The organism is Prochlorococcus marinus str. MIT 0917, from assembly GCF_027359575.1.
Classification (GTDB): Bacteria; Cyanobacteriota; Cyanobacteriia; order PCC-6307; family Cyanobiaceae; genus Prochlorococcus_B; species Prochlorococcus_B marinus_D.
Genome location: NZ_CP114784.1, coordinates 601,231 through 614,470 on the forward strand (window position 1 = coordinate 601,231; position 13,240 = coordinate 614,470).

At 33.2% G+C, this 13,240-nt stretch carries 11 protein-coding genes and 1 tRNA gene; 8 read left to right on the forward strand and 4 right to left on the reverse strand.

The genetic code is table 11. The annotated features are described in order from the left end of the window. Positions 1-36: 36 nt before the first annotated feature. The 4 genes from O5637_RS03800 to O5637_RS03815 all read left to right on the forward strand — a co-directional run bounded on the left by O5637_RS03800 (position 37) and on the right by O5637_RS03815 (position 3,523). Positions 37-1,683 (forward strand): ABC1 kinase family protein, encoded by a 1,647-nt coding sequence (locus O5637_RS03800; protein ID WP_269606253.1) that lies wholly within the window; start codon positions 37-39, stop codon positions 1,681-1,683. A 50-nt stretch (positions 1,684-1,733) separates the two neighbouring features. After that, positions 1,734-2,192: a hypothetical protein gene (locus O5637_RS03805; RefSeq protein WP_269606255.1), complete on the forward strand. Its 459-nt coding sequence runs from the start codon at positions 1,734-1,736 to the stop codon at positions 2,190-2,192. A gap of 69 nt (positions 2,193-2,261) precedes the next feature. Next, complete coding sequence (locus tag O5637_RS03810) at positions 2,262-2,975, forward strand: pseudouridine synthase (protein ID WP_269606257.1); 714 nt, start codon at positions 2,262-2,264, stop codon at positions 2,973-2,975. Positions 2,976-2,989: 14 nt separating this feature from the next. Then, positions 2,990-3,523: a helix-turn-helix domain-containing protein gene (locus O5637_RS03815; RefSeq protein ID WP_269606259.1), complete on the forward strand. Its 534-nt coding sequence runs from the start codon at positions 2,990-2,992 to the stop codon at positions 3,521-3,523. Positions 3,524-3,528: 5 nt separating this feature from the next. Here O5637_RS03815 and malQ read toward each other — a convergent pair whose 3' ends face one another. Continuing rightward, a complete protein-coding gene (gene malQ / locus O5637_RS03820) occupies positions 3,529-5,025 on the reverse strand; it encodes a 4-alpha-glucanotransferase (RefSeq protein WP_269606261.1) in 1,497 nt (498 codons plus the stop codon). A gap of 582 nt (positions 5,026-5,607) precedes the next feature. On the opposite strand from malQ, the gene O5637_RS03825 reads away from it, so the two are divergent. Beyond that, positions 5,608-6,603 (forward strand): ribose-phosphate pyrophosphokinase, encoded by a 996-nt coding sequence (locus O5637_RS03825; protein ID WP_269606263.1) that lies wholly within the window; start codon positions 5,608-5,610, stop codon positions 6,601-6,603. A 4-nt stretch (positions 6,604-6,607) separates the two neighbouring features. Here O5637_RS03825 and pepN read toward each other — a convergent pair whose 3' ends face one another. The 3 genes from pepN to O5637_RS03840 form a co-directional block, all read right to left on the reverse strand. After that, entirely contained in the window at positions 6,608-9,235 is a 2,628-nt protein-coding gene (gene pepN, locus O5637_RS03830) for an aminopeptidase N (RefSeq protein WP_269606265.1), read from the reverse strand. Positions 9,236-9,291: 56 nt separating this feature from the next. After that, a complete protein-coding gene (locus O5637_RS03835; protein WP_269606267.1) occupies positions 9,292-9,738 on the reverse strand; it encodes a Villin headpiece domain-containing protein in 447 nt (148 codons plus the stop codon). A gap of 112 nt (positions 9,739-9,850) precedes the next feature. Beyond that, positions 9,851-10,408 carry a hypothetical protein gene (locus tag O5637_RS03840; protein ID WP_269606269.1) on the reverse strand — a complete coding sequence of 186 codons (558 nt, stop codon included), beginning with the start codon at positions 10,406-10,408 and terminating at the stop codon, positions 9,851-9,853. Positions 10,409-10,515: 107 nt separating this feature from the next. Between O5637_RS03840 and O5637_RS03845 the strand changes: the two genes are divergently transcribed. The 3 genes from O5637_RS03845 to O5637_RS03855 all read left to right on the forward strand — a co-directional run bounded on the left by O5637_RS03845 (position 10,516) and on the right by O5637_RS03855 (position 13,231). Beyond that, on the forward strand, positions 10,516-11,661 hold the full coding sequence (locus O5637_RS03845; protein ID WP_269606900.1) for a histidine kinase: 1,146 nt from the start codon (positions 10,516-10,518) through the stop codon (positions 11,659-11,661). A gap of 49 nt (positions 11,662-11,710) precedes the next feature. Then, a tRNA-Glu gene (locus O5637_RS03850) sits at positions 11,711-11,783 on the forward strand. Positions 11,784-12,088: 305 nt separating this feature from the next. Next, positions 12,089-13,231 carry an FAD-binding oxidoreductase gene (locus O5637_RS03855; protein WP_269606271.1) on the forward strand — a complete coding sequence of 381 codons (1,143 nt, stop codon included), beginning with the start codon at positions 12,089-12,091 and terminating at the stop codon, positions 13,229-13,231. The last annotated feature ends 9 nt before the right edge of the window (positions 13,232-13,240 follow it).

The window sequence follows — 13,240 nt, forward strand, 5'->3', positions numbered from 1 at the left end:
TTAAGGGAGGTAGCTAAAAGAACTTATGATGGATTCATGAAATACGATTTCAAAAGAGATTTAATCTGGTTAATTTCCAGGCCATGGATATTTGTGCCTAGATTTATTCAGATAGTTGGCGCAATATCAGTTCTATTAGCAAGGCTTATTTTTCAAGGTTCAAGCAATGATGACAAAACTCAAAAGAATCTAGCTAAATTTCTACTTAAGACACTTATTGGTCTGGGCCCCTGTTTTATAAAAGTAGGGCAAGCGCTTTCAACTAGGCCAGATCTAATAAGAAAGGATTGGCTGGAAGAATTAACAAACCTACAAGATAACTTGCCCTCATTTTCTCATGAAAAAGCACTTGAAATTATAAAAGATGAGCTAGGTAGACCAGTAAATGAACTTTTTGAAGAATTCCCATCTAATCCAATAGCTTCAGCTAGTCTCGGTCAAGTATATAAAGCAAAGTTAAGTAGCAATTATTGGGTAGCAGTAAAAGTTCAGAGGCCTCATCTGATTTTTAACATTAGGAGAGACATCGTTATTATAAAAATACTAGGGGTTCTGAGTGCTCCAATACTGCCATTAAATCTTGGGTTCGGTTTAGGCGAAATAATAGATGAATTTGGAAGAAGTTTATTTGACGAAGTTGATTACAAAAAAGAAGCTAATAATGCTGAAAAATTTTCCAACCTATTCCACAATAATAAGTCAGTTACCATTCCAACAGTAGAAAGACATTTATCATCTGTAAAGGTATTAACCACAAGCTGGATTAATGGTACAAAACTAAAAGATAGAGATGAATTAGTTATAAATAATTTAAATCCATCAAAAATTATTAGAACTGGTGTTATCAGTGGAATACAACAATTATTAGAGTTTGGATACTTTCATGCAGATCCTCATCCAGGAAACATGTTTGCTCTTCAAGGTCATAATGGTGATTTAGGAAATATAGCCTATGTAGATTTCGGAATGATGGACTCAATTTCAGAGGAAGACAGATTAACTCTTACTGGTGCAATTGTTCACCTGATAAATAATGATTTTCATGCTGTTGCAAAAGATTTTCAAAAGCTGGGGTTTTTAAATGAAGCACAAGATCTTAAACCTCTAATACCTGTTTTAAAAGAAGTACTTGGAAGTGCAATAGGTAAAGATGTTGCGTCTTTTAATTTTAAAGAAATTACAAATAAATTCTCTGAATTAATGTTTGATTACCCCTTTAGAGTTCCCGCAAGATTTGCTCTGATTATCAGAGCAGTAATTAGTCAAGAAGGACTTGCTCTTCGCTTAGATCCTGATTTTAAGATTATAGATTTAGCCTATCCTTACGTAGCAAAAAGATTACTTACTTCAGATACTAATGAGATGATAAATATATTACTAGACGTAATATTTGACCAGAATGGTCACATAAGAGTTGAGCGAATAGAGAATTTATTCGATGTCCTTGTACAAGACTCAAGCACACCCGCAAAAGAGCTTATTCCAGTAGCAGGAGCAGGTTTTAAGCTCTTAACAAGCTCTAGAGGCTCGATAATAAGAAAAAACTTATTAATGAGTATTATTAAAGATGAAAGGATAGATACAAAAGATATGAAGCAATTAGTCAAACTGGTAAGAAAAATCTTCAATCCTATAAGAATGGCTTCAGGTCTAGCAAAACAAAACAATACACAAGTTGCGTAGATGATTTTTATAAAATATAATATCAAAAAAATTCTATTGAAATTACCAATATGATTACTATCAATATTCAAAATATAATCACATTTATTGTAGTTAGTTTAGATGATGCTAATTTACCAGATGTAGATCAATTTATTTCCGATTATCAACAAATAGAGCCAATTGAAGATCCCGTTTTTTGGCTGTCATGTGGTGCATTCATTTGCCTAATGTCTGGATTGATATTTGCCGACATAATGAAATCAAAACTAAACAATTGGGCGACAAAAAAGATATCACCCATACCACTAGAGAACCCTAGAACAATTTCAAGTTGGTTTTCATTCTTCACAGGTCTAACAATTATTTTTGTAAGTGCCTTAAGCATCATAAACTTTTCTATTATTAAATCTATAATATTTTCTTCAATAATCTCCATACTTTTTGGCATAAGCATGTGGAAAGCCATTAAAGATTTATTAAGCCAAGTAGAAGCCGGAACTGTTAAAGAAATAGATGAGTTTTTCTAAAAAAATAAATTATATTTTGGTGCATTTGCTTATAAAATAAGATAAAAATTAATATAGTATTTAATAATAATGCCACTTAATAGATCACAAAAGATAATATCTGACTCTGGTAATTCATTAAAACGTAAAGCCAACTTAATAATAAAGGAAGGCCTAGTAAGACTGAATATAAGGCAAGCTATTCTTGGAGACAAAGCTGATACTAGCTCTGATCATATTTTAGTTGATGGGATAAATTTACCTAAGAAGCTAAATCATAAAGTTTTTCTACTAATTAAACCTAATGTAGTTATATCTAGCTGCCAAGATAATCATAGAAGAAAAACTATTTTAAGTTTAATTCCATCACACTTACGTAGTGGTCTTCATCCTGTGGGAAGGTTGGATTTAAATAGTAGAGGAGCCAATCAATTGACCAATAATGAAGAATTAACCCCAAGCCTCACACATCCCAAATTCTCCCACACAAAAACTTATCTAGTATGGTTAAGTGGTCAGCCAAGTCAACCAATTTCAGATGATTGGAGAAGAGGAGTTTTACTTGATGGAGAAATGACAATACCAGCGAGCATTAAAGCTTTGAATAAAGTAAATCGCAAGGCTCTTCTTAAATTTATTCTAAAAGAAGGGCTAAATCGCAAAATTTACAGAATAGGAAATCTCATTGGAGATCCAGTTCAAGATTTGCAAAGTATATCGATCTCAAATATAAACTTAAATGGAAGACAAGAAGGAAAATGGCGAGAGCTAAAGACAAAGGAATTGATTTCAATTATTAATTAAAGGTATTTGATTCTATGGTTTTATATTTTCCCTTTAAAAAATCCTCATCAGGCTTATCAAATGAAACAGATAAACCTGTTTCATTAGATAATGAATTTTCTGAGGCTATTAACTTATTTAAAACTCAAAGAAAGAAAGCTGGGATTTCACTAGAGCAACTATCAAAGGAAACAAAAATCTCAATGAATGTACTAATTGCTATTGAAAATGGATGGAATAAATATTTACCAGAAAAAACTTATTTAATTTCAATGATAAAAAGTCTTGAGATTAGTCTAAACTTAGAGATAGGAAGTTTACGCGGTTTATCAGTACAAAAGAGTAGTATTAATACTATATCTAGTTTTAAATTTAATTTTATAAATATAGACTTTCTAAATAGCTGGATTGGAAGCCTGTTATATATTATCTTTATGTTTTTATCTATATTAGCCCTTAACAGTCAACAAAGATATCTTATAAAAATAAATAGTGTTTCTAATGAACCCATAATTATAGAAAAGACTGTTCTAAAAACTAGAAATATAATTAATAATCAAAAAGAATAGTGATTTTATCTTTTATTTGCTTTAGCTAAATCACCATACCTTTTTAAAGCTTCTTGAAAATTTAAATCATTTTTCGATAATCTCCATGACCAATTATTCTCTATTGTGCCAGGTTTATTTAATCGAGAGCTATCATCAAGACATAATAAATCTTGTATAGGCGCTACAAATAATTTGGCTTTAGTTTCCATTCCAATTCGAATCAATTCCCAAGAGGTAAAATTCTCGTAATCAAGAATCCTTTCTCTGATTTGTTCTTTTCTGTCTTGATCCATTTCACTCCACCAGCCTTGAGAAGTTGAATTATCGTGAGTGCCTGTATAAACAATCCAATTTTCATCTTTAATATTCTCTGGCAAATAGGGGTTATCTAAATTCCCATCAAAAGCAAATTGAAGAATCTTCATTCCTGCTAATTCATAGTAATCTCTTAAATTTTCAACGTTTGATGTTATGAGACCTAAGTCTTCAGCAACTAAAGGAAGCAAACCACTGCAATCTTTTTTTATCAAGCCAAGTATCTCTTTCCCAGGGGAAGGCAACCAAAAACCATTCTCAGCTGTTTTATCTTTACCAGGAATTGCCCAAAAAGCTTCAAGAGCACGAAAATGATCAAGACGTAAAAAATCAACCTGATCTAAGTGTCTTGAAATTCTTTTTCTCCACCATCGATATTTACTAGCTTTGTGCCTACTCCAACGATAAACGGGGTTTCCCCAAAGCTGCCCGGTCTCAGAGAAATAATCAGGCGGTACACCACTTTGAAGATATGTATCTGAATTAATTAAAATAGAAAATAAGGTTCTATTACCCCATACATCAGCACTATCTTTTGATACATAAAAAGGGACATCACCAAATAAGAAAATTCCCAGATTTTTTGCCAGTTTTCTGATTGATTTCCACTGCCTTTCCAAATGCCATTGGAGCAAATTATGTCCTAACAATTCTCTTTGGTTATTTTTTTTCCAATTTGCTAATTCTTTCTTATCCCGAGCAGCATATTCATCTGGCCATTCCCACCATGGAAGATCATTGTTTTGAATTTTTAGTTCCATAAACATAGAATGGTCATCCAACCAAAATTGACTTGAGCACCATAATTCAAATTGTTCTTGAACTGTTCTATTCTGTTTATCCCAATAATTAAGCAAAGAAGAACGTAAGATCTTAACTTTTGAATTAGCTAATTGAAAATCAACTCTATTTGAAGAATAATCTTTTTCAACAGAAAAATTTTCTAAGTCATTAGCTAGAAAACCGTCTCTCACTAAATCATTTTGATCAAGGAACCATGGGTTAAAAGCAAAACTTGATGGGGAACTATAAGGAGATCCAAATGAATCAGTAGGAGCTAGAGGTAAAAACTGCCAAACTCCTATGCCAGCCGAAGCAAGTTCATTAAGCCATAATCGAGCAGGGCTACCAAAACTGCCACAGACAGGACTATCAGGTAATGAGGTTGGATGCAGAAGGATTCCTGAATTTCTTTCCAATTTCACTTTTTGTAGTCTCTAAAAAATAAAAAAGAAATACTAATAATGCTATTTTTTTTTATTAAATTAAAAATGAATTCCCTTGTGAAATGGGAAATCTTTTTCTTAAATATCAAAAAAATAAATCTAGTAATTTTATCTTACCAAATCTATTAATAATCTAAACATTTCGTTTGGAAAAACAAAATTTTTCTTGAGTTAAAGCAAAACACTTAATATATTTATTTTTACCAATAGCTTTGTTTATTTGAACATCTTAAAAAAATTTTAAAGGAAGCCATCCAAGCGAGCAAAGATTAAACTTGAGAATTTATATTTTTTCATTACCAACAAAGTCATACTTGTAAATACCCAAGTAACTAAGTCAAGCTCTCTTTACCAAAAATCAAGTTAAAAATGTTTTCAAAAGAAAATTCTTCAGAAGAGATTTCTGTTCGCAAAAAACCCAAACATAAGACAGGGCAATGGTTTCCTGTTTCAAAAAAAAATATCAACTCCTATAAGAGAAAATTAAACAAAAGTTTTTGATGATCATGTCTCAACAAAACTGTAGATTGGTAAATATTACTTCTTGCTTGCGGTGGAACCGTGACCAGTTTTATCACTGCATCCCATCCTGAGACAACTAGTCTCAAGCATGACACTAATAGACTCAGATTAATTAGTGGGACATCAAATACTGAATTAGCCAAAGAAATTGCTACTTATATGGGGATAGCCAATGTTCCTCTAGTTTCAAAAAGGTTTGCGGATGGAGAGCTCTATGTTCAAATTCAGCAATCAATTAGAGGATGTGATGTTTTTCTCATACAACCAACGTGTGCTCCTGTTAATGACAGTTTAATGGAGCTCATGATCATGGTGGATGCTTGCAAAAGAGCATCTGCTAGACAAATTACAGCTGTAATTCCATACTTCGGTTACGCTAGAGCAGATAGAAAGACAGCAGGTAGAGAGTCAATAACTGCGAAACTAACCGCAAATATTCTTGTCAAATCAGGAGTAGATAGGGTTCTAGCAATGGATTTACATTCGGCACAAATACAAGGTTATTTCGATATCCCCTGCGATCACATATATGGTTCACCTGTTTTAGTTGATTATCTATCAACTATGAAACTTAATGAAATCGTAGTCGTCTCTCCTGATGTGGGCGGTGTGGCTAGAGCAAGGGCATTTGCTAAGCAAATGAAGGACTCACCTCTAGCAATTATTGACAAACGTCGCTCAGGGCATAATGTTGCCGAAAGCCTTACAGTCATTGGGGAAGTCTCTGGCAAAACTGCAATATTAATTGACGACATGATTGACACTGGAGGTACTATTTGCGCAGGAGCTGAATTACTTAGGAAAGAGGGTGCAAAAAAAATTATTGCTTGTGCATCTCATGCTGTTTTCTCTCCACCTGCCTACGAGAGACTTTCAAAAGAAGGTCTTTTTGAACAAGTTATTGTCACTAATAGTATTCCAGTACCTAAAAATTTAGATTTCTCACAATTAAAGGTTTTATCAGTTGCAAATATGCTTGGAGAAGCTATCTGGAGAATTCATGAAGAAAGTTCTGTCAGCTCAATGTTCAGATAATTCTCTAAATTTGCTTCAAAATGAGTTCCACTACTTCTCTTGTGTTTGAAGATATGTTTGCTTTATTTATTTTCAATATTGATGTATACATTCCTTCCTTATTTTTATCTACGTAAGTTTTCCATTTACTAAAAGTTTTTACCATTCTTGAAGCCGTTATTGGATTCATTTTATCTACCTCTATCAATTTATCAGCCATAAATAAATAACCTTGTCCATCAAGAGAATGAAATAACTCAATATTTTTGCTAAATCCTCCTAAAACAGCTCTTATCGAATTTGGAGCCTTCCAATCGAATTTAGAGTGTGATAGTAATTTTTCAATAACATCAATTCCTTTCTTATTAGGTCTTGAGGCCTCATAAGCGAACCATGAATCTAAGACTACTGGATTATCTTTCCAAAGATTAAAAAACAAATTAGATGCCTCCTCTGTCTCAGGGCAATCAAGAGGCTTTAGTGCGGCAAGAGCTGCCCTTGAGATGGTCATTGAAGAATGACTAATGGATTCAACACAATCCTTTTGAACATTTCTATCGCCTGCAAGAGTTAAATAAGACCAAATAGTTCCTAATAGTTTTCTTTCTCCTTTACCCATTGGCCATTCATGATGAATATTAACTGACAAATCTTTTGCTAATTTTCTTAGCTCTTGAAGAATTTGATTACCAATCAAAACTTGGAAATTTATTGACTCTCTATAAATATTAATTGGATCAACTATTTCGAATAAAGATTCCAATTCTGCAAAACCCGGTATTGTTAAAAGAGTCGCCAAAAAGAAAGGATCATTAATTTCAAAAGATTTTATGGATTGTTTAATAGCATAAATAAATCTATCCTCCAATGAAAAATTTACTTCATAACAAAGCCTAGTTTTAATGATTTCACGCATCAAGAATTGACCGGAGTCCCACCTCGAAAAATAGTCATTATCATTTAAGAAAAGATAAAGATAGTCATCTATAGATAAATCAGATTTCCAAACAACAGGTGCAGAAAAATTTCTAAAAATCGATAAAACTGGAGGTTCTTTATCACCTGGAAAAGTATTGATTTGCAGAATCTTTTTATTCTTATCTAAAACAAATAAATTATCCTCAGCTATTGGCCTAGATTCTCTCTCTCTACTATAACAAGAATAAAGAATTGGAATAACCATTTCAATATTGTCATTAGTTTTATCACTATCTATTTTCTGCTCGAAAGAAACATTCAAAATTGAATTTTTCGAGTCCCAAGATTGATTTACATAAACTTTTGGAGTACCTGCTGTGTAATACCAATTTATAAATTTTTTCACATCAAAAGGGCAATTTTTCTCATCTGAATAGGCCCCTATTATTAATGAGTTAATGAAATCCTCAGTTGTAGCCGCACTTCCATCAAAAGTATTAATATAATGACTAATGCCCTTATAAAACTTTTTTTTGCCTAGCAATAGCTCAAGCATTCTTATCAACTCAGCGCCCTTTTCATAAATTGTTGTTGTATAAAAATTATCAATAGCTATATACTCTTTAGGCTTAACAGCATGCGAAGTAGGCCCCTTATCCTCAGCAAATTGAAAATTCCTAATGAATGAAACATCTTCTATTCTTTTTAGTCCAGTACTATGAAGATCAGCTGTAAAAGATTGATCACGAAAGACTGTCAAACCTTCCTTTAAAGACAATTGAAACCAATCTCTACATGTAATTCTATTACCAGTCCAATTATGAAAATACTCATGAGCTATTATGTTTTCTATTCTTTCTAATTCATTATCGGTTGATGTCATTGAGTCAGCTAAAACCAATTTCGAATTAAATATGTTTAACCCCTTATTTTCCATTGCTCCCATATTAAAATGTCTTACAGCAACAATTTTATATTCATCTAAATCATATTCCAATTTATATTTTTCTTCATCCCATCTCATTGCTTTTTTTAAAGATTTTATAGCATGTTGCGTATATATCTCATCACCTTCCTCAACATATAATTTTATATCAATTGATTTTCCTGAATTAGTAATATAACTATCACAAACCTCATTTAATTTTCCAGCAACAAGTGCAAATAAATAAGATGGCTTAGGAAAAGGATCCTCCCAAATAACTTCATGCCTATCAAAATTAGTTTTTAATCTTCCTGCATATTTCTTATTACCATTTGACAGTAAGATTGGATATAAATTGCTATCTGATTCTATTCTTACTGTATATTTACTTAAAACATCAGGTCTATCAGGATGGAAACAAATCCGTCTAAAGCCCTCAGCTTCGCATTGTGTAGCTAACATACCAGAGCTTAAATATAAACCTTCTAATGATGTATTATTAAATGGATCAATTGTGGATTTTATATTCAATACAAATTCAGATATTGGAGTTTTATTAATAACTAAAAAGTTTTCTGAATAGTTATATTTTTCAGAACCTAATTCTTTGCCATCTATTGAGACTGAAATTAATTCAATTTCATAACCCTTAAGAATAAGTTTTGAAGATTCTTCTGACTTAGATTTTATAAACATTGAAGTTTGTACAAAAACTTTGTCCTCACCAATATTAAAATCTATGTTTACTTTTGGTATCAGAAAAGGGTAAGGAATATATTCTGATAGTTTCGTTGGTATGTTTTCTTTCATATAGAATTATTCTCTCTATTTATATAATAACATCAATTTAAAAAAGAATTAATTAATTAATTCTTTTTATTTTCTTGCTCAATTGACTTTGCTCTTTGTTCAATAGTTTTTCTTACTTTTCTCTCTATCTTCTCTGGTACTTGATCAGGACAAGTTAATACAGCCGATTCAACTATCACATTAGATGACCCATTAATTAATTGCTTGGGTGTTATCGCTTTTCCATCTAATTCCTCTAAAAGGCCTCCATGTTTATTAATGATGATTGCAGTTAAATTATTTGCAGCCAAGGAAATAGCGTCATCGAATTTAACCTTAGATCTTCTAGCGATACAAAAATAATTAGAAAAGATTTGTCCATACAAAAGCATGTCAGAGCGACTTGCATCAACAATCTTATTTTCTTTGCTTAAAGAAGAAGTGCTTGTGACAGCTGGAGTCAAAATGGTTAAAAAAGATATTGCTAAAATTTTTCCAGTTAATGATTTAATAAATTTATCCAAGAGAATTTAATCCAAAAACATCATTTAGCAAAAACCTAAAATAGATTCATATATGCTAATCAAACTATACAGTATTACGTTTAAGTTAAATTAAACAATTTTCACTAATCAATTAGTTGGGATTCTTAACCCTTATTTCGTGATGATTCTCAACTATTTTCAACTTATCATTAAACCAACTATAAATAGTTCTAGATCTAAATTTATCTTGCTCTATTAAGCGTGTATGTTCTAATACGTGCCAATTATCGTAATTAGACTCAAAGATCAATTCGTGTTCATCAACTTGCCTAATGTTTGATATGCCTGAAGAATTAGATAAATAAGAACAATCACGTATTAGCCTATGGCCTTGTAGTCGAGCTGTTATTTCTCCTTCACTTTTATAGGTTGGTCTTTTAATAAAAAAATCTTTTTCATCTTCGCACCACCACTTAAACCTATAGCTCTCATATTCTGAATCGCTTTGAATTAAGCTGCTTATCTCTATATACATTTCCAAATTAACAGCCTTTTCTTCATCAAAAAAATATTGTCTTTTAGAATGCCATAAACCAATATTTCTACCAAACCATCGCCTTAAATTAGTATCGAAGTCAATCCTAAGTCTATCAATGCCAATTGAAGAGTTTCTAGTTCTTCCAATACCAGATGAATGAGAAATAGCCATTTTCTGGAACTGAGAAATTTAAAAAGTATTCTCTTAATTATTAGCCAATACCTAAAACGAGTCTCATTACCTTAAGGTATACGTAATTATTTAAATTGCTCGACACTGTGGTTAGTGCCGAAGCTAATGACAGACGACAGTTAAAACTGTTGCTTGTGGCATCTCGCCACCATCTCTCGAGGGGAGATATTCGCTCGTTAATTGAATACTTGGAAGGCGAAGATTGTGGATTTATTGTCACTCTAGATTTTTCAGACCCTTCTGATAATCCGGAATTACTTGAGCTTTATAGATTAGTAGCGCTCCCTGCACTAATAAAATTAGAACCTTCACCTAAACAAATTTTCGCTGGGAGTTCAATTTTTTCACAAGTTAAAACTTGGGTTCCAAGATGGCAACACGAAGGCCTAATAAATGGAATCGGAATAAGTCTTAGAGCTAAAAACTTTGAATCCGATCAAACACAAAAAGAACTTCTTCTAGAGGATGACCTACTAGTTCTTAGACAGGAGAACGAAACACTCACTAAAAAAATACACTCGCAGGAGAGTCTACTAAGAATGGTTGCTCATGAATTGAGAACTCCATTAACTGCAGCAGGTTTAGCGCTCCAAAGTCAAAAACTCGGACAAATAACTATGTCTAAATTTCAAGATGTCTTAAAAAGAAGGCTAGAAGAAATTGAACTACTTTCCAAAGACTTATTAGAAGTGGGAAGTACTCGTTGGGAAACTTTGTTTAATCCTCAAAAAGTTGATCTTGCGAATATATCTGCTGAGGCAATACTAGAACTTGAGAAGTTATGGCTTAATCGCAAAATAAAAATAAATACAGATATTCCATCTGATTTACCCTCCGTTTTCGCAGATCAAAGAAGAATGATGCAGGTTTTGCTAAACCTCATAGAAAATGCGTTGAAATTTTCTGAAGACGAAGGTGAAATTTTTATAACAATGCTTCACAGAACAAATCAATGGGTTGAAGTAATTGTTCGAGATAATGGGCCTGGAATACCCCAAGAAGAACAACAAAGAATATTTGTTGATCGAGTTAGACTTCCACAAACTTCTCAAGAGACAATAGGCTTTGGCATTGGTCTTTCAGTTTGCAGAAGAATAGTTGAAGTGCATGGTGGCAAGATCTGGGTAGTTTCCAAACCGACTGAAGGTGCATGTTTCTACTTCACCGTTCCAGTATGGCGTGGTCAAAACAAGGATCAAGAAGCCTTGACGAGTGGCAAGGCTGGCCCGTAACTTTCAATTGTGATAACAATTACTTTTTAAGTGATTTATCACTGCATCTGGCCCCATCGTCTAGAGGCCTAGGACACCTCCCTTTCACGGAGGCGACAGGGGTTCGAATCCCCTTGGGGCTATAAATAAAATTTATTTAAAACCTTAATATGAGCACAAGATCCTAATAGGGATTTTCTTGTATTTAATTTTTCGCATATGCATATATTTAATTTTAAATCCTTCACTTATTAAATAAATATTGAAAAAAATAATATTCGGTTAATCAAAAACCATACATTCACTAAAAACTCTTTAGGATGGTCAACCAAGAATGAAAGTGATCTTGTGACGATCATCAAAGGTGAACTGATAAATTAGTAATATCGAGATAAAACAGCTAAAAGTCCCCTCCTTTTGGTAATCTCACTTTCTAATTTAAGTATTTATGGCTTACTCAGAGACAAAGGTAGTTCTTGGTGGTCTTGCACATATCCCTATCATAATTGGTTTTTTCTACCTAATACGCAGGCAATATTCATTTGGAGCAATTTTGCGAACTGGTAAAAATGCTTTAAGCGAAAAAGTTAAAGCAGCTCCAGTTAAAGCTACACCTCCCGCCAAAGCCAAGCCTGCCGCTCCCGCCACCGTTAAAGCTGCTGCCACCTCTCCTGCCAAAGCAGCCGCTGCAAAGAAACCTCATGCAGATGTACCTGTTAATACATACAAACCAAAAGCACCTTTTACAGGCACAGTGACTGAAAATTATTCAGCATTGCAAGAAGGTGCAATTGGTAAAGTACAACACATAACTTTTGATCTTTCTGGTGGAGATCCGGACTTCAAATATGTTGAAGGTCAAAGTTGCGGAATTCTTGCCGCAGGTGAAGATGCAAAAGGGAAACCTCATAGGCCAAGACTTTATTCAATTGCTAGCACGAGATATGGTGATAACTTTGCAGGAAATACGCTTTCATTATGTGTTCGCCAGCTTCAGTATGAAAAAGATGGTGAAACAATTAATGGTGTTTGCTCCACCTATTTGTGCAACCTATCTCCTGGAGATAAAGTAAAAATTAGTGGCCCAGTAGGTAAAGAAATGCTTCTTCCTGAGGAAGAAGATTCAAACATAATAATGCTTGCGACAGGTACTGGCATAGCACCAATGAGGGCATACTTGAGAAGGATGTTTGAACCTACGGAAATTGAAAAACACAATTGGAATTTCAAGGGAAAAGCTTGGTTGTTCATGGGTGCACCAAAGACAGCCAACTTGCTCTACGACGCTGATTTTGAACACTACAAATCAAAATTCCCCGACAATCTTAGATATACAAAAGCAATCAGCAGAGAACAACAGAATGCAAAAGGAGGCAGAATGTATATTCAAGACAGAGTGCTTGAACATGCTGAAGAAATATTCAACATGATTGAGAATCCCAAAACTCATATCTACTTATGTGGATTAAAAGGGATGGAGCCAGGTATAGATGAGGCAATGACAACTGCAGCTTCTGCAAAAGGTTTAGACTGGTCTGAACTTAGACCTAAACTGAGAAAAGCTGGAAGATGGCATGCTGAGACTTATTAGATAAATAAA

Bases quoted from the DNA above. Each gene is read 5' to 3' on its own strand.
- pepN (WP_269606265.1), bottom strand. From the start codon at position 9,235: ATGAAAGAAAACATACCAACGAAACTATCAGAATATATTCCTTACCCT.
- O5637_RS03855 (WP_269606271.1), top strand. From the start codon at position 12,089: ATGGCTTACTCAGAGACAAAGGTAGTTCTTGGTGGTCTTGCACATATC.
- O5637_RS03815 (WP_269606259.1), top strand. From the start codon at position 2,990: ATGGTTTTATATTTTCCCTTTAAAAAATCCTCATCAGGCTTATCAAAT.
- O5637_RS03810 (WP_269606257.1), top strand. From the start codon at position 2,262: ATGCCACTTAATAGATCACAAAAGATAATATCTGACTCTGGTAATTCA.
- O5637_RS03800 (WP_269606253.1), top strand. From the start codon at position 37: ATGAAATACGATTTCAAAAGAGATTTAATCTGGTTAATTTCCAGGCCA.
- O5637_RS03805 (WP_269606255.1), top strand. From the start codon at position 1,734: ATGATTACTATCAATATTCAAAATATAATCACATTTATTGTAGTTAGT.
- O5637_RS03840 (WP_269606269.1), bottom strand. From the start codon at position 10,408: ATGGCTATTTCTCATTCATCTGGTATTGGAAGAACTAGAAACTCTTCA.